We start from the raw sequence: 18834 nt of genomic DNA, 5'->3' as shown, positions 1-18834 counted from the left end.
CGCGGCTTATCTCAGAGTCGGCAAGCCGGAATCGACCTCGAAATTTTGGGCACGGTGCCGTAAGAGATGGTCCATTAGCACGAGTGCGGTCATCGCTTCGGCGATCGGCGTCGCGCGGATGCCGACGCAGGGGTCGTGACGGCCTTGTGTGACTACATCAATCGGCTCGCCCCTGACATTGATGCTTCTGCCGGACAATCTCAAGCTCGACGTCGGCTTAAGCGCGATGCTGGCCCGAATGTTTTGCCCGGTGCTGATGCCGCCTAGAACCCCTCCGGCATGATTGCTCAAGAAACCTTCCGGCGTGATTTCATCGCGAAAGGCGGTACCCTTAGTATCGATACAGGCGAAACCGTCACCGATTTCGACACCCTTAACCGCGTTGATGCTCATCAAGGCATAAGCCAGCTCGGCATCGAGCCGGTCGAAAATCGGCTCGCCTAAACCGGGCGGCACATTCGACGCGATCACTTCGATTCTGGCGCCGATCGATTCGCCTTCCTTACGCAAAGCATCCATGTATTGCTCCATCTCCGCGACTTTATCGACATCGGGACAGAAAAAAGGATTCGTTTCGACGACGGACCATTCGAATTTTTCGATCTTAATCGGGCCTAATTGCGACAGAAACCCGCGAATTTCAATACCGGCCGATGCCTTTAAATACTTTTTCGCGATTGCCCCGGCAGCCACGCGCATCGCCGTCTCGCGGGCCGATGAACGCCCGCCGCCGCGATAATCGCGAAAACCGTATTTATGCTGATAGCTGTAATCGGCATGGCCGGGCCTGAAGCTTTCGGCGATTTTCGAATAATCTTTCGAGCGCTGATCGGTATTTTCGATCAGCAAACCGATCGGCGTACCGGTGGTCTTGCCTTCGAAAACCCCGGATAGAATCCTGACCTGATCGGCTTCGCGGCGCTGGGTGGTGTGTCTCGAGGTACCCGGCTTGCGTCGGTCGAGGTCGATTTGAATATCGTCTTCCGACAACGCCATGCCGGGAGGGCAACCATCGACGATACAACCTAATGCGGGTCCGTGACTTTCGCCGAACGAAGTCACGGTGAACAACTTACCTATCGTATTTCCGGACATATTAATTTAATGCGTCTATGAATAAAGAATGAAATTGATCGACTTGTTCGGCGGTCAACAAAAATACGCCGTCGCCTCCTCGCTGAAAGTCCAACCAATAAAAAGGGATTTCGGGAAACCGGTTTTGCAGCGTTTCGGCGCTGCTGCCGACTTCGACGATCAAAACGCCGTGTTTCGACAAATAATCTTTGGCGTTCGCCAAAATTTGCAGCACGATATCGAGACCCGACTCGCCGCCCTTGAAGCCCATCGCCGGTTCGGCATGATATTCGGGAGGCAGATTTTGCCATTCTTCGACGGCCACGTAGGGAGGGTTACTGACAATGATGTCGTAACGTTCGTGAGGCAATTGCGAAAACAAATCGGATTGAAACAGCGTGACTTGCTCGACCCTGTCATGTTTTTCGACATTGATCGCGGCCACGGCCAACGCATCTTCGGACAAGTCGACCGCATCGACTGGAACGTCAGGAAAAGCATAGGCGCAGGCGATCGCGATGCAGCCGCTGCCGGTACACAAATCCAGAATTCGGTTAACCGAATCGGGATCGACCCAAGGGTTGAATTGATCCTCGATCAGCTCGGCGATCGGCGAGCGCGGTATCAATACGCGCTCATCGACAAAAAACGATAAACCGGCAAAAATCGCTTCATGGGTCAAATAGGCCGATGGCTTACGTTCATTGATCCGCCTCTCGAACATCGCAAGAATCGACTCGCGCTCCGACATCGTCAAGGTACTGTCTAAATAAACAGGCGATAGATCGTAGGGCTGATGCAAGGTATGCAAAACGATAGCCGCGGCTTCATCGATCGCCGACACGGTGCCGTGCCCGAAAAACACGCCGGCATCACGAAACCGACTGGCGCCGTAACGAATATAATCGCGAATGGTCGTTAATGTGGCGGATATATCGGAAAAATTGTCTGACATGGTTAATAACGGAAATCTCGACTCAACGGGTAATTTTAAACTAAACTCTTTTGGCTTGCCCGAATATTAAACAGAACATGAGCACATCACCGGATACTACCGCCATTGCTTCGAGCCTTGCCAAAAATCAACTGTACCTCGATTGTTATAAGTCGATGCAGAAGGATAAACTGCAACTACCGACGATACCCGATGTCGCCTTCAAAATTCGACGAGCGATCAACGACCAGACGGCTAACAATGCCAAAATCGCTAGAGTCGTTCAGATCGACCCGGCGATTACCGCCCGTTTGATCAGAATTGCGAACAGCCCGCTTTATCGAGGCAGAAGAAAAATTGAAAGCTGCCCGGAAGCTCTGACCCGCATCGGATTAAAAGCGGCTCAGGACATTATCACCTCATTCGCGATGAAAGCGGTCTTTCAAGCCAAAACGCCGGCGATTCGAAAAAAAATGACCGATCTCTGGGCGCACAGCAGCTATGTTGCCGCTATCAGCGCGGTATTGGCCCACAAAATCCCCGGCTTCGACCCGGACAAGGCGATGCTGGCCGGCCTCATTCACGACATCGGCGTCGTCCCGATATTGACCCATGCCGACAAACGCCCGGAAATTATCGACAATCCGAAAGACCTGGTCGAAACGGTACGAAAACTGCGTGTCGATATCGGCCTGCAAATTCTGCGTAAATGGGATTTTCCGCAAGACTTCGAAGATGTCATTATCAACGCCGAGAACTGGTATCGCGACAATGACGGACCACCGGATTACGCCGATATCGTGATGATCTCGCAACTTCATAGTTTCATCGGCAAGATCGACATCAAAAAAATGCCCAAAATAGATCAACTACCCGCTTTTAGAAAACTGGCTTCGGGAGGACTAACGATCGATGCCAGCATCGGAATCTTGGACATGGCCAAGGAAGAAATCGAACAAATCCGGCTGATGCTGCATTGATGCTCCGAATTAATAGCGCTTCATCAACATCAACAACGTTAACGAAGCAAACAGCGCTCCGCAATAGAAGGTAAATTCGGCGCCGTAACGGTCCCACAACCAACCGGCTAACACGCTGGCCAACAGCATGAAGACACCGCTGACAAAATTAAAAAAACCGTAGGCCGTGCCTTTCCAGTGAGTCGGTGTGGTGTCGGCGACCATCGCGGCCAAAATGCCTTGACTGAAACCCATGTGCAACCCCCACAAGGCCAAACCCGCAAACAACATCGGCAAGGTCTCGGCTGTTGCCAGAATCAAATCGGCCAGAACCAGAAACGCCATCCCCAAGGCCAGCAAGCCTCTTTTCTCGACCCGGTCGGACCAAAGCCCTGCAGGATAAGCCGACAAGGCATAAGCCAAACTCATCAACACCATCGCCAACGGTATCCAGGTCACCGCCAAGCCGATTTGCGCGGCGCGCAGCACCAAAAAAGCCTCGCTGAACCGAGCCATCGTAAACAAGGCCCCCAATGCGACAACCCAGCGATAGCGCCCGGAAAATTCCTTCAATATCGTGAAACTCAACGGCGAGCGCGCCGGTTTGTGACTTGACCGTGCCTTCGGCTCTTCGATTCCGGCAACAATCAACAGCACGGCGAACAAAGCCGGAACGACCGCAACCCACAACACCAGCTCGATATCGCCCTGATAAAGAAACAATAACAACACCGCCAGCAACGGCCCTAAAAAAGCGCCGACCGTATCCATCGATTGTCTCAAGCCGAAGCACGCGCCGCGAATTTCCGGCGGAGACACATCGGCGATCAAGGCATCACGCGGCGCGCCGCGTATGCCCTTGCCTATCCTATCGAGAAAACGCGCGGTAAACACCGTTTCGACGTTACCGGCCATCGGAAACAAAGGCTTCGACAAGGCAGCCATGCCGTAGCCGATAAAAATGAGGAATTTACGCTTGCCGAAAAAATCGCTGATCGTTCCGGAAAATACTCTGACCATCAAGGCCGCCGCCTCGGCCACGCCTTCGATCAAACCGACCGTCAATGCCGAGGCGCCGAGCGTCGTGACTAAAAAAATCGGTAACAGACTATGTATCAATTCCGACGATAAATCCATAAACAAGCTGACGAATCCAAGCGTCCAGATTGTTTTGGGTATGGGTATTCTATCGACCTTCATCACGCCCCTCCCGTAGAACGCATGGCTCATTTTCTCGTTATGCGGATTGAAGACTATTTCGGGTTCCCACGATCCTGAGGCCGCGAAAGTATTCCAAATCCAAGCGGTTCCCAGGATGCTCCGCGTTCGATCGTCCGTCAAGACCCCATGAACGGGTTCACGGCGGCCCTAAACAGCGTAGCCCGAATGGAGCGTAGCGTAATCCGGGAAGTTCGGAGTCACGCCAATCCCGTATTCCGCTACGCTGCATACGGGCTACATGTTTTAATAGCAACTTGGGGAAAAGCGGATGTGGGTTGACCGTTTTTAGCTTAATGAGTATGTGTTGTAGCCCCTTTATGCTTCGACAGGGCTCTCCTGAGCGCAGCCGAAGGGCTCAGCACGAACGGACTCCAACATATGCCAATTGCTCTTATTAGGTTGAACGATTATCTCAATAAGAAGGGTATAGTGCCTGATCTATTGCGCTACCGTAACAAACGACAACTTATCGATACCGGAGCGTTGCGCGCTGGCCATCACCTTGGCAACCGACTCGAACAACGCGGCCCGATCGGCTTGCAGCTGAATGCTGATTTCCGGATCACGTTCTTGCAAGGCTTTCAGTTCGCCTTCCAAATTCGGTAGCGGGATGGTTTTGTCGTCCAGTTGCGCTTCGCCGCCGGCGGTGACTGCCAATATGGCGACATGTTTATCAGGCGTTGGTTCGGTCTGTTCGGTTTTGGGTAGTTTGACTTTGACGACTTGGGTTAATAACGGCGCGGTGACGATGAACACCACCAGCAGCACCAGCATCACATCCACCAATGGCGTGACATTGATATCACTCATTTCTCCGCCATCTTCTTCTCTGGGAAATTGCATAGCCATGGCTTAGATCTCCTGAGTTTGGCGTTGGGATTGGGTGGCAACTAAATCGGTTTCGATACAACTGCGCATGAAGTCGGTGGCGATATGTTCCAAACCGGCCAGCAGTTGGCGGTTCCGGCGCAGAAAAAAGTTGTAGCCAATCACTGCCGGAATGGCCACGGCTATTCCCAAGGCAGTAGCGATCAAGGCTTCGCCGATCGGCCCTGCGACGACCTCAAGACTGGCCGAACCTTGAGTTCCGATGTCTTTTAAAGCGTGCATGATGCCCCATACCGTACCGAACAGACCGATAAACGGCGAAGTACTTCCGATACTGGCCAGCCAGCCCAGTCCTGAGTCCAGCAAGGCCTTTTCCTTTTGCAACTGTTGTCTCAAAGTACGTTCGATTAGCTCATGCCAGGCGGCATGGTCGGTTTTCTGATAGCTGGGTTGGCTCTGAGCCCGTACGTAGGTTTGATGGCCGACCGTCAATACCCTCCCGGCTTGAATAGCCAACGGCTTGCGCTGTTGCTTCGCCAGGGAAGAAACCGATTTCAGCGACACATCGCCTGTCAGGCTTTTAATCAATTGTCGATTGCGGTAGCGATGCCAGGCGATTTCTCCGGCTTTCAGCAAGATCACGCTCCAAGTCAGCAATGAAAAAAAGCCCAGCGTGTATAGCGTGCCGTCAACGATGGCAGTTTCGGAAAAGTTCATAATTTTCTCCTGAATAGTTTTTAGTTTTTGACAATCATAATTATTTCTTGCAGCTCCTTGTAATCCTGCCGAATCATCATGATCCGGTCATGCCGACATCCGTGTAATCCGGGCAAGGTAGGCCACCCGTCATTACAGGGAGGCTATTTCAAATGAAATACGATAGGTATTTTGACCCAACTGGCCTCGGCTATTTCTCCGCGTTTAGCCGGTACAAACCGCCATTCCTTGACGGCATCCATCGCCGATTCGTCGAGTACGTCATGGCCGCTGGAACGTTGAATAGTCACCCGTTGCGTATGGCCATCGGCACCGACATGAACGCGCAGCACGACGGTGCCTTCCCAACCCCGGCGCCGGGCATACATGGGATAAACCGGTTTGGGGTTATTCAGATAAGCGGCATTACTGTCGGCAGGGACAAAGATGTCATTCCTTGGCGCGGCCATGGCGTCGTGTTGTTGGCTTTGAAGTGCCGCGGCGGCGGACGGCGCACTTTCCTGTTCTTCTTTTTGGACCTCAACTTGTTTCACCGCCGTTTCAGCGGGACGTAACTTGGGTTTAGGTTTTACCTTCGGTTTGTCAGGTTTGGGTTTGGCAACTTTCTTCGGGATTTCCGGTTTAGGTGGCGTCAATGCTTGATTCGCAACAGGTGCCGGCGGCGCCGATAATTCCATCGAGATCATCGGCAACGGCGCTGCCGCGGAAAACGGCACAGGCGCGGGTTTAGTGACATACCAAAACAACAGGAATCCGTGCAGCAGCGTTACGACTAGCGTAGCCAGCGCCACAGAGATAGGCCGGCAGCGGGAGGTTGCCGGGATTTGTATGAGCTTGGGTGAAAAATCGTCCCGGCCATTCATTGCGGAATCCGCCAAAAAGCTATGCCGGCTTCCTCGCTCTAACCTATACCAATTGAATAGTTTTCCGCTCATCGCCGTCCAACCCTTTTTTCCGATATCCGTGGCGCTCGCGATAACGAATCCTGATGACCGGCCAGGCTTTGCAATGAGATTGCAAAGCTCTCCTGCTTTGCTTTATCTTTCGCCATTTGCTGCTCAAGCTGCTGCATTCGCGTTTGCAAAGATTCCAGCATTTCCAAAGTCTGCTGAAACTGCTCATGCAGAAACTCAAAATGAACTTGAAAATAGCGCACCGACGGTAAAGAAGTGCCCGTGTATTGAACAGGTTCGGTTTTGGATTGTTCTGTATCGGATTGGCTATGCATGAAACTGGCTCCTCATATTTGTGTTTATCAATTCAGTCAAACGACAGAGTGGCATGAGCATCGGGGACGACCGGCGATCTGCGACGATCCAAAATGGTATAACAGACCGGCGTCAGAATCAGGCTGGCCAACATACCGACCAGTAAGCCCGCGGACAGCGACAAGGTCATCGGAATCAGAAATTGCGCCTGCGCACTGGTTTCCAGCAGCGTCGGTAAAAAGCCGGCAAAAGTGGTCAAAAATGCCAATAAAATAGGGCGAAAGCGTGAGGCGCACGCTTCAATGATTAGCGCTTCCACAGGCGGGTCTCGGTCGTCGCCGGATTGGCGTATGCAATACAGCAATACCAAGCTGTCATTAATCACGATCCCGCTGGCGGCGATCATGCCGACCAAGGATTCCATCGATAACGGCAAACCGACGGCCCAATGCGCCAGCACCGCACCGCACCAAGCCACAGGGGCGGCCAACAAAAAAATGATAGGTTTGCTATAGGAACGAAACGGCACTGCGATCAGCGCATAAATCACCAACAGCGCAATCAGTGTGTTTTTGCTAAAAGCAGCCAGCAACGCTTTTTGTTCCTGACGCTGTTGACCGGTTTGGATATTCAATCCGGGAAATTGATTTTCCAAGGTTTGAAAGACATCCTTTTCGAGCAGGACATAGAGTTCATTGGCATCGGTCAGCGTCGGATCGACGCGTGCTTGTACCTTCAATACGCGCTGCCGGTCTTCCCGGTGGATACGAGAGTAACCTTGAATCAAATCGACTTCTGCTAAATTGGTCAACGGTGCACTCGTTTCGTTCGGCAAGCGGATCGGCTGGGCTTTCAATTGATCCAACGATCGCCGTTCATGCAACGGATAACGCACCATCACCTTGACTTCCTTACGACCGCGCATAAATCGATATACCTCTGCGCCGTAATAGCCTTGACGGACTTGTTCGGCCAATTGCTCCAAACTCAATCCCAGCCGTTCCGCATCCGGTTTCAGCGTCAAATGAATTTCCGGTTTGCCGGGTTCGGCCGAGTCGATGACATCGTATACGCCCGGAAAAGCCTTGATTTGCTGCTTGAGTTGTTCGACAGCCGGAGCCAAAATATTCGGCTGATCGGAACCGAGCATCAACTCGATGTCATAAGGCTCGTCACCTTCCTTAAAAATAAAGTCCACTTTACCTCGGCCGATGTCGCCGATCCGTTGCCGCCAATCCCGGATAAAGTTTTCAACCTTGATTCGTTGCCGGCCTTCCGAAGAGAGCTCCAGCCAGATACCGGCGCCATGCTCCCAAATAATCGTTTCAATGCCGACGATAACGCTCCGTTCATACATCTGCGTTACGTTATCCCTGTTGTTTGCATCCCGGCCGGCCTCAGCAACGCCATCCAGTTCATCGCGCAATGCAAACAAAGCATTTTCAACGCGGGTAGCCAGCGCTTGGGCTTCGCTGTAGGGCGCGCTTTGCGGTAATTGTATCGATACCCAGAAACTGTCCTTGGTCACATCGGGATTGATCGATTGCCGGACGCGATCGCTTGCGACCAGGCCGGAACATAAGATCAACAAGGCTGCGAATAAGGCTACCGTCAAATAGCGCCAACTCAAGGCAATTTTCAATAACGGCCGGTAAACCCGGTCGACGAAACGGTCCATGCCTTGATTAAGCTTGGTACGTAACTTCTGCAAACGGGTCGGATTGGCGTTCGATTCGACAGCGGCAACCAAATGCGAGGGTAATATCAATAATGCCTCGATCAGGGAAAAGACCAAGGTCAAAATCATGATCAGGCAAATAGGCCGCATCATCTGTCCGGCCCAGCCCGGAAGATATAAGCCGGGCAGAAAAGCCGCCAGCACAATCAAGACCGATAACGTGACGGGCAAAGCAACGGCCTTTACGCCATTGACCGCAGCTTGTAGGGGCGTCTCACGCCCCTCCATTTGCCGGCTATGAACGCTTTCACCGATGATAATGGCGTCGTCCACCAGGACGCCCATTGCCAGCAAAAAACCGAACAGAGATAGCATATTCAAGGAAATATCCAGCATCGGCATCAGCCAAAAGGCGCCGAGTATCGAAGTAAAAATACCCGCACCTGCCCATAAGGCTACGCGCAATCGTAAGAACAGCGTCAATACCGAACAAACCAATAAAAATCCGATTAGGCCGTTTTCCAACAACGCTCCAATCCGCTCGTCATAGGCTTGCGAATCGTCCCACCAAGTAATCAAACGCAAGCCTTCCGGTAAATTAGCGCGCATGGCTTCAATCGTCGATTTCACCTGCCGCGCCACCGCGACGCTATCCTGTTCGGTGTGGATTTCCCAGCCTTGAGCCGTTTGACCGTTATGCCGCCAAGTGTATAAGCGCTCTTCCAAACCGTCCTTGATCGTAGCGATTTGATCCAACCGCAAACGGTTGCCGTCGGGTAAAGTTTTAATGATCAAACTGCCGACCGCGTCGGCATCTTTTGCGCGACTGTCAACGCGTAACAACAATTCGCCGTCCGGGTTTTTGACCAAGCCGCCCGGCAGTTCGACCGATGCTTGACGAATGGCCCCGGCAACGTCATCCAAAGTCAGCCGATATTTGCGCAGTTGCTCCGGCGCGACCTCAACGCTGATTTCGTAGCCGATTTCGCCGTAATTGCGCACGCGGCTGACGCCGGGAATGGTAGCCAGTTGCTGTTGAATCCGGTCGCCGAATCGTTGCAGGCTGAACGCATCGGTTTCGCCATGCAGGGCCACCCAAATCACGCCGTCATCGTCTTTGCGGTCGGACGGCAAGACGTCGATGTTCTCCAGTTGCTTCGGCAGTCGCCGAATCGACTGAATTCGGCTACGCAACAGCGCCATCATTTGTTCACGGTCGCGGTTCGGCAGTATCTCAACCCCTATGGTACAAGTATCGCCGCGGATTTCGCCGTGCAGATGTTTGATGCCCGATAAATCGTGCACCGCCTCTTCAATCGGGATACAGACGGACTGTTCGACTTCCGCCGGACCCGCGCCGGGAAAAATAGCCGTCACCTCGATCTGATGCGGACTGAAGCGAGGAAACACCTCTTTGTCGACATCGATCATGCCGAATGCGCCTCCGGCGAGAATCACCAGCATCAACAGATTGGCGGCGACCGGGTTATCGGCAAACCAGGCGAATAAACCGTCAAGTTTTACTTGATCCATCGGCCGACTCATGGATTTTCAACCGCTTGCGTATTCGTAATCACAACTTGCATCCCCGCGACCGGCATCGGCATTTCGGAAATCACCACACTTTCGCCCGCGTGGAGACCGGCCCTGACGATCACCCTATCGGTTTCATGACGCAATACTTCAATCTTGCGAAATTCCAGGCGCCGTTCTCCATTGACCACTTTCACCTGCTGCAAAGAATTGAGTGCCGCAGGCGGCAGCGTAAACACTTTTTCCCGTGTGACGCCTTCGATTTCGGCCTGTACGAACAAGCCGCTCAACAAAGGCGCACGCCCCGGACCCTCCCATTCCGGCCGGTCGACTTGCGCCACCAAAAACAATTGACCGCTGCTGCCGTCCAGTGCCGCTTCGCTTCGAACAATGCGGCCTTGCCAGTGCTGCAGTCGACCGCCCACTTCGGCGCGTAGCGTCACGTTAGGCCAACGGTGCTTGCTGCGATTATTCCGCGGCAAATCCAAAAGCGCCAGTTGATCGATCCCGATAGGCAAGCGAATTTCGGCAACATCATTGGCATAAATACGGGCAACCGCACTACCGGCCGACAGGTACTGTCCGCGGCCGGCTTGTTTGCTCAACACGCGTCCGGAAAAAGGCGCCCTGAGTTCACAGCGCCCCCGATTCAGCTTGGCCTTGGCCAAATCGGCTTCGGCAGCCGATAATTTTGCTTCGGCTTCGGCCAATTGAGGTTTGCGCAACGCAAGATCGCTCGCCTCGCCTTGCCCGAGTGCCAGCCATTCGCTTTGGGCCTGCTCGGCTAATGCCTTTTCGTTGATCAGTACCCGTTTCGCCTCGGCGATGTTAGCTTGGGCGGCCACGATGGCGAAATCGTAATCGCGCGGATCGATCATCACTAATAAATCGCCCGCTTCGAAATAACCGCCGGATACCAACGCAGGATGCAACTCTACTATTTTACCGCTCACTTCGGCGATTAAATCGATTTCCTCGCGCGGCGTTACAACGCCTTGCGACATCACATTGAGCCTAACGGTTTGCGGTTTAACCCGGACGATTTCCACCATGGGCCGCGTGGATTTATCGGCCTGCGGCAACATGCCGGGACGTAATTCGATCATTGCCCAGGCCGCACCCACGGCACCTAGTAACACAACTATCGGTAATAGTGCTTTCATCAAGTATTTTTGTTCGTTCAAACGGCACCGCCTAATGCCAAGTACAGAGTGATTCGGTTGTTTAGCAATTGTCTTTGCACTTGTAGATGCGCGCTTTGCGCATTGAGCGTACTACGATAGCTATCGAGCAAGGTCAGAATTTCAATCAGCCCCTGCTGATAGGAATACACGGCCAGTTTCCGGCTGGCTTCGGTTTGGTCGACCGCTTCCCGTAAGGCCTTTTCTTGCGCACGCAGCCGGGATTCGGCAGCCAGCGCTTGCTCTACCTCGCGAAAGGCATTGAGTGCCACGCTTTGGTATTGATTGAAAACATCGCTGACCCGGGCTTCATTCAGCCGAATCTCGCCTTGTAGGCGACCGCCGGTGAACAACGGTTGAACCAGTCCGATCGCCACGTTCCAAGCCACCGCACGCGGGTCGACCAATTCGGTTAGCGCCGGACTGCCGGTGCCGCCGGCAGCGGTTAACGTAATTCGCGGCAGCAGCGCTTTCTCGGCGCTTTCCAGTCGGGAGTCGGCAGCGCGTAAACGTTTGAAAGCCGCCATCACATCGGGGCGGCGCGCCAACAGTTCGGAGGGAAGGCCCGCCGTTAAAGCCATCGGCGGTTGCGGCAAGGCTCGATGCCGCATGAGTATACTGTCATCCGGATAGCGGGCCAGCAGCGCTTGCAACTGGCGCCCAAGACGCTGCACATCGTTACGGGCTTGCGCCAGTTGCGCTTCGGCATTGGCTACATCGGTCAATACCAGCCTGAGATCGAGGCCGCGGCTTAAGCCTTTATTGAAGCGGCCGCGTATCAGGCCGGCGATGATGCTTCTATCCTTGACAGACTGTTCCGCAACCTGCGTTTGTAATTGCGCTTCGAGCCATTCGAAATAAACCTGAGCGATTCGTGCCGCTAACGATAACTGTGCCGCCCGAAAATCGTCGGCGGCGGCCAAGGCCTCTTCCTCGGCCGCCTGTTGCCCTGCTTTGATTCGGCCCCAAACGTCCAATTCCCAGTTGAAATTGAATAGAGCGCTAAACGCTCCGAATACCGAAGCGCCGATGTTGCTATCGTTCTTGCTTCTTTGGTAACCGGGCGAAAAAAATAATTCAGGCAAACGCTCCGAGCCGGCAATGACGGCTTGTTCTCGAGCCGCATCGATACGAGCTACGGCCGCTTTCAGATCAAAGTTGTTAACTAGGCCTTCGTGTACCATGGCAGTCAATAGCGGGTCGTTAAACGTCTCCACCCAGGAAGCGGCTAACGGCTCGACGATGGCATCGGCTTCACGCCATTGTTCGGCAACCGGAAAATCCAATGCCTGAGCATCGCGTTCTTGAGCTGTAGTGCAACCCGCCAACGCTACACAGATGGTTAGCGATAACTGGGCAAGCAGCCGCGAAGACATTTGGCAGGACCTTGCGGAACAGCTAAGGTTGGCTATTCTCGGCGAATTCATGGATAAATATGGCACCGACATTAACGGCGCTTCTTCAACCAAATCAAGACACAGGTAACCGATGGTATCGATAATATATTCGTATCCAAATCGAACAATTTTCCGATTTGTGCGGCTTCAGAACTCATCCACAATAATTGCACATCGGCCTTAACATACAATTGCGGATTGATAGTGCTATCTAGCTCCTTGTAAAAAGCCAAAAAACTCCCGGTTAAACCGACAATAACCAAAAAAACGGTCATCGCCAAACCTGAATATCGATGGACGAGCACCCCAAACGGGCGGATTTTCATAAGAACTCCAAAGTCTTCTCAGTCAATAAGGTTTAGACATATTTATAAGAAGACGATTAAGTCTTAAAAATACCCGACTACCGCGAAGAATTTGAAAAACTGCCGACAATTGGCTAAGCAATTGGCAGTCGCCAAAACATACCGTTAATTGACGTAACACGCTGCACACGTAGCCCGTATGCAGCGCAGCGGAATACGGGAACGGCGCGACTTTATTTTTCGCGACGAAGGCGTCGCTCCCACTGGCGGCGGCGCATGCGACGATTAAACTTGCATGCAAACTAGCCGACTATAACCACCCAATCGGTCAGATAAGTTATCTTAATATCCATCGTTTTTTGCAAAACATCTAACATATCGCGGGAATCCTTGATTCTAAGGCGGCCATTGATTCTTAAATTGCGTAACCTTTCGTCTCTGAAATAGACCACTCCGAACCGGTATCGATTGATCTGATCGATAACGGTTTCCAACGTCTCATTTTCATATACCAAGACGCCGTTAATCCAAGACGTAGTCAACTTGGAATCCAGTTTTTTCAATTGGCCCATGGTTGTCTCGTAAACGGTCACGGACTCCTGATTGCTTAGTATCAGTGGTTTTTTCCCATACCTGCTTTCAGAAACTTCAACTCGCCCGGAAAGCACCTTGATTTCATCGCTATCGCTTTTACGATGGACGAAGAAACGCGTGCCCAACACACGAGTCGTCGAGCGGTCCGCTTTTACAAGAAAGGGGCGGCTGCGGTCGGGTTTTACATCGAAATAGACTTCGCCTTTCAGCAATTCTACCAAGCGTTGCCCGGCTTCCATTTTTACTGCCACCGCACTGTCAGTGTTGAGCATCACGGTCGTACCGTCTTCCAGTTGAACTGTTTTAAGCTCGCCCTGCCTTGCCGAGTAATCCGCATTCAACAGGACATGAAGCTGCCCCGAAAGCGAAACGGCAAGGACGAAACAGGCGGCTAAAGCCAAAGGGATTGCGGTTTTAATGCGGCGTTTTTTTTTGGGCTTCGGAACAATACCGTGTTTGTTCGCGCTGTCGGTAAGGCTTTGTAAAAAGGCTTCATCGCCCCACATGACGCAGATTTCATAGAACGCTGTGCGGTGTTCGGCGGCTTGCTCCAACCACTGAATAAATGACGCTCTTTCTTGCCGGCTGACATTATCGGCACGCAATCGAACAAACCATGTTACGGCTTGTTCATCTATGCTGTCGTTATTATTGGGTCCCACAATAGTTCACCCGATCTTTAATATAGTATTGATATTTTAATAACTACTCAGCGGTAACTAATCAGTCCCCCAACAATTATCGTTCCCACGCTCCGCGTGGGAACGCCTGAGTACCGCTCCAGCGGTACGAAACGTTAGAGCGTCTCGGTCTTCATTCCCACGCTGGAACGTGGGAACGATAGGGGATGTGAATAATTACACTCAGCGAATGCCGCCGACCGAATTATCGTTATTCAAGGGAGCATAAACCGTAACAATCCGAGGCATTTTCAACCTTCCTTGAATAGCCACAATATTTGTGTATTTTATCGAAAAGCGCCGTCAGCATTTAATTATTTATTCAGGAATCAAACGAAGCGTGTGCTCCGGATGGTCCGCGATCAGAGAGAGAGGTAAACCGTCCAGCCAAAATGGTTGCTGGTCCCGGTAAAATGCAGACAGCGGATGGCCGGATTGCCCGCCCGGCATATGCAAAATGCCGTCTTGCAGATGATTCGGCGACACCACCAAGCGCTCGCTGGCACCATAGTCGGGACCTGTCACCCGCACGCAATAACCGCCGCAACCGGCCACCGGCCGACGCGGCATATCCAGCACCGGCGACAGCAGCGAAAAGGCCTTGGAGAAAGGATGGGCGTGACCGACGACATTTTGTTTACCCCAATTTAGGTCGGCCAAGGTAATGCCCGAATGGCGGGACATGGCTTTTTCGGTACTGACGACCAATTGCGCCAGGATAAACCGATCCCAGTTGTTATACCTTGGGTCCGGCAATAATGGCGCGGGTTTTTCATTCAACAAAGTCTGCAAGGGAGTATCGACGTAATTCCAGGCATAAACAAAGTCCTTGTCGGCTTGTTTGCATGCGCTCAAAAACGGCGAGAGCACCGCATCGATCAATTGTTTGCGAAATTCGATCAAGACCGGCAGCCCCAAGCTTTCGATATCGGCGCGGCCGTTCCAACGCATCAAATAGCCGCGCAATTCCGCCAATGCCGGCTGCTGGTTGACCACTTCCGGCGTCAGCACTTGTAAAGCCAGTTGCTGATAATAGCTGTAGAATTCGGTTTCGGTATCTTGTTGCAGGTTAAACAGGGACCATTCGCTATGCTGTTTCGTTTGCTTGAGGCGCTGATCGATCCGATAGGCACGATAGCCGTTGGCAAACTGATGACCGATCGTGTAAGGGAAATCGGCGGCAAAACGCCGCTCGTTGGCCGAAACTATAATGCCTGCCGGCGGATCGACAATCCGAGGCATGTCGCTGGGCTGAACATAGTGATTCCAGCCGGTTTTCCCGTCCGCCCAAGAACGGCTAATCAAGCCGTCTCCGCCAAACCGGCGAGGAATTTTACCGGTCAGAGTCCAGGCGATATGCCCGTGTTCATCGGCGAGCACGACATTCAATTGCGGTCCGCCGGCCCGATTGGCAACCGCCAACGACTGCTCCAACGATTCACTCTGTTCCAGTTCCAAAATATCGATATTAACCGCATCGACATCCAAGGCAACCCAATGAATCGCGACCGGCTCGTCCAGTATAGGTTGTTGAGCAACCGGCCCCCAAAGCGTTTCTCTAACCGTTAATAACTTGGACTCTTCGCCCTTAATCTCAATCACTTCCCGGCGTTCGCCGAAATCGCACCAAGCATCGCCATGCCGATATTGCCCGGAGTTATCCGGATTGATTTCCAGCTTGACCAAATCCAGAAAGTCGCCGGCTAAATTCGTCATACCCCATGCAACATGTTGGTTACTGCCGGCAATTAGAAAAGGCGTACCCGGTAAATTGAGACCAGCCGCTTTAACTTTGGGATAGTGAAGTTCGACCCGGTACCAAATGTTAGGCACACTAATGCCTAGATGCATGTCGTTAGCCAATATCGCTCGGCCATCGCCCGTTTTGCTGCCGCTTACCGCCCAGGCATTCGAACCGGCCAGCTCTTCGCCGGGCGAAGCGGTGGCTAATGTTCCGAAGCTGGTAGAGCGGTTGGCCAACAAGGTCTGCATGGATTGAACAGGGATTGGTTGCGGCGGCCTTAACGACGCGGCATGTTGCATCAATGCATCGGTAAAGCGGTCGCTATCCGGAGTAAAAAACGCCACGACATCGGCGGGCAAGGTGCGCTCCATAACGCTAAGCATTCGCTCGCCGCGTTCGGCCCAAGCGGTCAGATTGTCGAACATACCAAACACAATCAGCAAACTGTCTGCGGCTTGCCAAGGCCCAGGGCGATAACCGAGCACTTTAAACTCGAACGGTAATGCAGTATTTTGCTGAAGATAGCTGTTTACTCCCTCGGCATAGGCCTGCAAATATTGACGGTGGTGCACGGGCAACTTTGGCAATAGTTGCTTAGCTTTGACGTTGAAACCATAGATTCGCGCTTGCGTGTCGCTATTGACGGCCATTGCTCCGAAAACCTCCGATAAACGACCGGCGGTTTTACGACGCATCAAATCCATTTGAAACAAGCGGTCGCGGGCAGTAACGTAACCCAATACCCGTGCGGCATCGATCCGGTTATCGGCGCGAATCAGCGGAATACCGTGGCTGTCCGTGTCAATGCCGGCCGGAGCGGACAATCGGGCCAACTGAAACTCGCCATCCAAAACAGGCAGCGGTTGGAACAACCACCAATAGCCGAGGCCTGCTGTCGCAGCTAACAAACCAACAGCTCCCAAACCAATCGTTAACCCAATTTTTTTAGTCTTATTAGTCATCATCGAAAACGGTTGTCAAAAAGGCATCGTTTCCGCATCGGCAGACTGCAAACCGTCTTGATCGGGCGATCGCTGTCTATGGGCCTGAGGATACTCAACGGCTGTAATACGGCCTTCATCGAGCTTGATGCAACGGTCGGCCAGATTAAAATATTTGTCGTCATGCGTGATGGCTAGCACCGTTTTTCCTTGCGCTTTCAATGCCGGCAACAAGTCGGTATAAAACAAATGTTTGAATTCCGGATCTTGATCGGCCGCCCATTCGTCGAATACATAAAACGGCCTGTCCTCTAAATAAGCCACCAGTAGCGCCAAGCGTTTGCGTTGACCTTGAGACAAATTCAGCGAAGAAAACCGGTTGTTTACGATTTCCACTTTATGATTGAGATGAAGGCGTTGCAAATAATCGTCCATCAACGATCGATTCCGCTCGATATCCACACCGTACAATTGATCGAATAAATAAAAGTCGGAAAAAATCGCCGAAAAGTTCTGCATATAGGCGTCGCGGTTACCGGCCTCGATAGCGCGGCCATTCCAGCGGATAACGCCTTGTTCGGGATGATAAAGACCTAGCAACAGCATTGCCAAAGTCGTCTTGCCGCTGCCGTTGCCGCCGATCAGGAACACTAACTCGCCCGGCCGGAATTCCAAATCGATGGGGCCGAGAATGAAATTGCGGTTTTCCTTTTCCCGATGAAAATTATGGGTCAGACCCGACAAAGTTAATGCGTTAAACTTTTCCGGCATGGTCAATTCGGCCAATCGATCAGCCGAATGGCATTCAGCCAGTCTATCGTCTAATTGAAGAATCCTATTCAACGATACTTTAGCCTTGCTGAATGCCGGTAGGCTGTTGGTTAAGATAGTGAGCGGCGACATCATGAATAAAAACACGATGACATAACCGCTCACAATTTCTTGATTAAGGGTTTGCCATACAGGGAATACATACAAAATCAAGCCGATGGTTAGATAATAAAGAAATTGTATCCACTGATTTACCCATAAATAAGCCACAGTAGCGCGGAAAGAATGGCCGCGATAGGCATCCGCGCTGCCGGCAAGAGATTCGGAAATAAACTGATCGCTTCGCCGGCGATGCAGCTTCAGCTCCCGCACACCTTCGGTCAATGCGGCAAATCCTCTGCTGAGCACATCGTATTCGTCCCGCGCGTTGCGCACGGATCGCATCGGTATGTCTTTGCACAGATTAAACGTTGTTATGCCGAACAGGATCACGCCGGCCAATACGGACGCCAATTGCCAGGACAGCCAGCTCAAATAGGTCATGCACCCGATTACGATGGCAAAATTTATACACAGCAACGGAAAAAGTTCGCTTGCATTAGCAATCGCGGCGACATCCTCGGTCAAATGGCTCAGCAATACCGGTTTCCCGATTTTCTGTAAATTAGGGTAAGGCGCGTTCAAGATCAACCGACTAATGTGCAACCGCAGATCCCGAACCATTTTGGTACTGAATCGATTCAACAAATAGTGCGAGATAAATCGGCTGACTAATACGATAACCGCAAGTCCTGCAAACCACCAAGGGGCGGCAACCATATCAAGCTTACCGGCCAAACTGGTATTGATGTAGGCAATCAACGCAGCATTACTTAGGCCGCTTACAGCGCCCGATAGAAATACTCCGGTAATGATGATCCACGATGATCGCCATAAAAAGAACAACATATCGACTCCATAGGTTATGAATTCACAGTATCGCCCGATTATCTATTTCGCGTAGCCCGGATGGAGCGCAGCGCAATCCGGGAAGTTCGAAGCCATGTAGCTCGTATTCAGCTACGCTGCA

General features: G+C 52.2%; 15 protein-coding genes. 1 reads left to right on the top strand and 14 read right to left on the bottom strand.

Features of this window, described 5'->3' with window-relative positions; all coding sequences use genetic code 11:
- Window positions 1-6 precede the first annotated feature (6 nt).
- Window positions 7-1095 carry a chorismate synthase gene (aroC, locus tag MEALZ_RS07570; RefSeq protein WP_014148034.1) on the bottom strand — a complete coding sequence of 363 codons (1089 nt, stop codon included), beginning with the start codon at window positions 1093-1095 and terminating at the stop codon, window positions 7-9.
- Between the two features lies 1 nt (window position 1096).
- Window positions 1097-2029, bottom strand: a complete 933-nt coding sequence (gene prmB, locus MEALZ_RS07565) for a 50S ribosomal protein L3 N(5)-glutamine methyltransferase (protein WP_014148033.1) — start codon at window positions 2027-2029, stop codon at window positions 1097-1099.
- 77 nt (window positions 2030-2106) lie between these two features.
- Between prmB and MEALZ_RS07560 the strand changes: the two genes are divergently transcribed.
- Complete coding sequence (locus MEALZ_RS07560; RefSeq protein WP_014148032.1) at window positions 2107-2988, top strand: HDOD domain-containing protein; 882 nt, start codon at window positions 2107-2109, stop codon at window positions 2986-2988.
- Between the two features lie 9 nt (window positions 2989-2997).
- Here MEALZ_RS07560 and MEALZ_RS07555 read toward each other — a convergent pair whose 3' ends face one another.
- The 12 genes from MEALZ_RS07555 to MEALZ_RS07500 all read right to left on the bottom strand — a co-directional run bounded on the left by MEALZ_RS07555 (window position 2998) and on the right by MEALZ_RS07500 (window position 18713).
- Window positions 2998-4167, bottom strand: a complete 1170-nt coding sequence (locus MEALZ_RS07555) for an MFS transporter (protein ID WP_014148031.1) — start codon at window positions 4165-4167, stop codon at window positions 2998-3000.
- 459 nt (window positions 4168-4626) lie between these two features.
- The gene (locus tag MEALZ_RS07550) at window positions 4627-5037 is read right to left on the bottom strand and encodes an ExbD/TolR family protein (protein ID WP_014148029.1); all 411 of its coding nucleotides are present in this window, start codon (window positions 5035-5037) and stop codon (window positions 4627-4629) included.
- A gap of 3 nt (window positions 5038-5040) precedes the next feature.
- On the bottom strand, window positions 5041-5733 hold the full coding sequence (locus tag MEALZ_RS07545; protein WP_014148028.1) for a MotA/TolQ/ExbB proton channel family protein: 693 nt from the start codon (window positions 5731-5733) through the stop codon (window positions 5041-5043).
- A 143-nt stretch (window positions 5734-5876) separates the two neighbouring features.
- The gene (locus MEALZ_RS07540; protein ID WP_014148027.1) at window positions 5877-6668 is read right to left on the bottom strand and encodes an energy transducer TonB; all 792 of its coding nucleotides are present in this window, start codon (window positions 6666-6668) and stop codon (window positions 5877-5879) included.
- Window positions 6665-6961 carry a hypothetical protein gene (locus tag MEALZ_RS07535; RefSeq protein ID WP_014148026.1) on the bottom strand — a complete coding sequence of 99 codons (297 nt, stop codon included), beginning with the start codon at window positions 6959-6961 and terminating at the stop codon, window positions 6665-6667. The genes MEALZ_RS07540 and MEALZ_RS07535 overlap by 4 nt, the downstream gene beginning before the upstream one ends.
- A 32-nt stretch (window positions 6962-6993) precedes the next feature.
- Entirely contained in the window at window positions 6994-10152 is a 3159-nt protein-coding gene (locus MEALZ_RS07530) for an efflux RND transporter permease subunit (RefSeq protein ID WP_408607048.1), read from the bottom strand.
- Between the two features lie 8 nt (window positions 10153-10160).
- Window positions 10161-11336 (bottom strand): efflux RND transporter periplasmic adaptor subunit, encoded by a 1176-nt coding sequence (locus MEALZ_RS07525; RefSeq protein WP_014148024.1) that lies wholly within the window; start codon window positions 11334-11336, stop codon window positions 10161-10163.
- Window positions 11333-12709: an efflux transporter outer membrane subunit gene (locus MEALZ_RS07520; protein WP_014148023.1), complete on the bottom strand. Its 1377-nt coding sequence runs from the start codon at window positions 12707-12709 to the stop codon at window positions 11333-11335. The genes MEALZ_RS07525 and MEALZ_RS07520 overlap by 4 nt, the downstream gene beginning before the upstream one ends.
- 71 nt (window positions 12710-12780) lie before the next feature.
- Window positions 12781-13056: a PepSY domain-containing protein gene (locus MEALZ_RS07515; RefSeq protein ID WP_014148022.1), complete on the bottom strand. Its 276-nt coding sequence runs from the start codon at window positions 13054-13056 to the stop codon at window positions 12781-12783.
- A gap of 281 nt (window positions 13057-13337) precedes the next feature.
- A complete protein-coding gene (locus MEALZ_RS07510) occupies window positions 13338-14291 on the bottom strand; it encodes a FecR family protein (RefSeq protein ID WP_014148021.1) in 954 nt (317 codons plus the stop codon).
- A gap of 336 nt (window positions 14292-14627) precedes the next feature.
- Window positions 14628-17018, bottom strand: coding sequence for a penicillin acylase family protein (locus MEALZ_RS07505; protein ID WP_014148020.1), 2391 nt, complete (start codon window positions 17016-17018; stop codon window positions 14628-14630).
- A 12-nt stretch (window positions 17019-17030) separates the two neighbouring features.
- Window positions 17031-18713 carry a cyclic peptide export ABC transporter gene (locus tag MEALZ_RS07500; protein WP_014148019.1) on the bottom strand — a complete coding sequence of 561 codons (1683 nt, stop codon included), beginning with the start codon at window positions 18711-18713 and terminating at the stop codon, window positions 17031-17033.
- Between the last annotated feature and the right edge of the window lie 121 nt (window positions 18714-18834).

It is taken from the genome of Methylotuvimicrobium alcaliphilum 20Z, from assembly GCF_000968535.2.
Lineage (GTDB): Bacteria > Pseudomonadota > Gammaproteobacteria > Methylococcales > Methylomonadaceae > Methylotuvimicrobium > Methylotuvimicrobium alcaliphilum.
This window is presented reverse-complemented; position numbering and strand designations above follow the sequence as displayed.

Bases quoted from the DNA above. Each gene is read 5' to 3' on its own strand.
- MEALZ_RS07500 (WP_014148019.1), bottom strand. From the start codon at position 18,713: ATGTTGTTCTTTTTATGGCGATCATCGTGGATCATCATTACCGGAGTA.
- MEALZ_RS07540 (WP_014148027.1), bottom strand. From the start codon at position 6,668: ATGAGCGGAAAACTATTCAATTGGTATAGGTTAGAGCGAGGAAGCCGG.
- MEALZ_RS07555 (WP_014148031.1), bottom strand. From the start codon at position 4,167: ATGAAGGTCGATAGAATACCCATACCCAAAACAATCTGGACGCTTGGA.
- MEALZ_RS07550 (WP_014148029.1), bottom strand. From the start codon at position 5,037: ATGGCTATGCAATTTCCCAGAGAAGAAGATGGCGGAGAAATGAGTGAT.
- MEALZ_RS07520 (WP_014148023.1), bottom strand. From the start codon at position 12,709: ATGTCTTCGCGGCTGCTTGCCCAGTTATCGCTAACCATCTGTGTAGCG.
- aroC (WP_014148034.1), bottom strand. From the start codon at position 1,095: ATGTCCGGAAATACGATAGGTAAGTTGTTCACCGTGACTTCGTTCGGC.
- prmB (WP_014148033.1), bottom strand. From the start codon at position 2,029: ATGTCAGACAATTTTTCCGATATATCCGCCACATTAACGACCATTCGC.
- MEALZ_RS07545 (WP_014148028.1), bottom strand. From the start codon at position 5,733: ATGAACTTTTCCGAAACTGCCATCGTTGACGGCACGCTATACACGCTG.
- MEALZ_RS07515 (WP_014148022.1), bottom strand. From the start codon at position 13,056: ATGAAAATCCGCCCGTTTGGGGTGCTCGTCCATCGATATTCAGGTTTG.
- MEALZ_RS07560 (WP_014148032.1), top strand. From the start codon at position 2,107: ATGAGCACATCACCGGATACTACCGCCATTGCTTCGAGCCTTGCCAAA.
- MEALZ_RS07535 (WP_014148026.1), bottom strand. From the start codon at position 6,961: ATGCATAGCCAATCCGATACAGAACAATCCAAAACCGAACCTGTTCAA.
- MEALZ_RS07505 (WP_014148020.1), bottom strand. From the start codon at position 17,018: ATGATGACTAATAAGACTAAAAAAATTGGGTTAACGATTGGTTTGGGA.
- MEALZ_RS07530 (WP_408607048.1), bottom strand. From the start codon at position 10,152: ATGGATCAAGTAAAACTTGACGGTTTATTCGCCTGGTTTGCCGATAAC.